This is a genomic window from Luteibacter sp. P4_D7_3, from assembly GCF_056401735.1.
Genome location: NZ_JBFUIT010000525.1, coordinates 1 through 1588, shown reverse-complemented (window position 1 = coordinate 1588; position 1588 = coordinate 1). Strand labels below are relative to the sequence as shown.

Here is a 1588-nt window from a genome sequence, read left to right as displayed (position 1 = left end):
CCTATAAGAAGCTTTAGCAGTGACTAATGCAAACGGAGTCGTCCGTTCAGGTTATCGGTTAAGGTTACCTGCGCTGGCGCCCGTCCGCCGTCTCTTTTCGGGCGGCGGTCAGGGGCGTCACTCCGCAGCGATCTGCGTCGGCGCGTCGTCGTTTGCCTCGTGCAGGTCCTTGTCCTTCTTCGTCCAGAGCCTTCCGAGGAAGCGGCCAAGCCTGTCCATCTCCACGAAGATGACGGGCGTGATGAACAGCGTCAGCGCCTGGGAAACGATCAGGCCGCCGACCACCGCGACCCCGAGCGGCTGGCGCAGTTCCGACGAGGCACCGGTGCCGAGCGCGATCGGCAGCGCCCCGAGCAGGGCGCAGAAGGTCGTCATCATGATCGGCCGGAAACGCCGCACGCAGGCCTCGTGGATCGCGACGGCCGCCGTTTCTCCCTTCGAGCGCATCGTCTCCACCGCCACGTCGATCATCATGATCGCGTTCTTCTTGACGATGCCGATCAGCATCAGCAGCCCGATCAGTGCGATGATCGACAGGTCGAAACCGAACAGTTTCAGCGCCAGCAACGCTCCGAAGGCCGCAGCCGGCAGGCCCGACAGGATCGTCAGCGGGTGGATGAAGCTCTCGTAGAGCACGCCGAGGACCACATAGATGGTCAGCACCGCAGCGAGAATCAGCAGCGGCGTATTGCCCTGGCTCTGCTGGAAGATTTGCGCCGTGCCGCCATAGGAGGTGAACACGTCATTCGGCATCTGCAGCTGTGTCTTGATCTGGTCGATCGCCGCCGTCGCGTCCGAGAGCGACACGCCGGCCGGCAGGTTGAACGACACGGTCGTCGAGACCAGCTGGCCGGTCTGGTTGATGGTGACCGGCGCCGTCTGGCGCACGACCGTCGCAAAGTTCGAGAGCGGCACCAGTGAGCCGTTCGAGGACATCACCCTGACACCCTGCAGCATCTGGTCGTTCCACTGCTGGGTATTGTCGAACTCGGTGATGACGTCGTAGCTGTCGCCGGTCGACTGGATTTCGGCGGCCGTATAACCGCCGAAGGCCATCTGCAGCGTCTTGCGCAGTTGGTCGTCGGTAATCCCGAACGACGCCGCCTTTTCCGGATCGACCTTGATATTGGCTTCGATCGCGTTGTTCTGGGCGTCGGAGGTGACGTCGGTGAAATGCGTCCGGTCGGCGCGCATCGCGGTCTGAATCTTGTCCGACCATTCGCTGGTCTGCGAGGCATTCAGCGCCTGAACGACGAGCTGGTATTGGCTGGCCGTCGCGCGCCCGCCAAAGCGCAGGCTTTGCTGCGGCGTGATGAAGGTCTTCATGCCGGCGAACCTGGATGTCGCCTGCCTGAGTTCGCGCAGCGTCTGGTCGAGCGGCGGACGCTGGTCGCGGTCCTTCAGTTCCACCCAGATCGTGCCGTTGTTGAGCGAGCTGCGGCCATTGCTGCCGACGATCGAGGTGACGTGGTTGACCGCCGGGTTCTTCTGCACCGCTGTCGCCACCTGTGCCTGCAGGTCGCGCATCGCCGGATAGGAAATGTCCTCGCGGGCGCGGGTCGAGATCGTCAGGCGGCCGATATCCTCC

The 1588-nt window shown here is 63.5% G+C and carries 1 protein-coding gene; it reads right to left on the bottom strand.

The genetic code is table 11. The features are described 5' to 3' along the window. Nucleotides 1-117 precede the first annotated feature (117 nt). The coding region (locus AC1DSN_RS22325; protein WP_477332988.1) for an efflux RND transporter permease subunit at nucleotides 118-1588 on the bottom strand (1471 nt) is incomplete at its 5' end.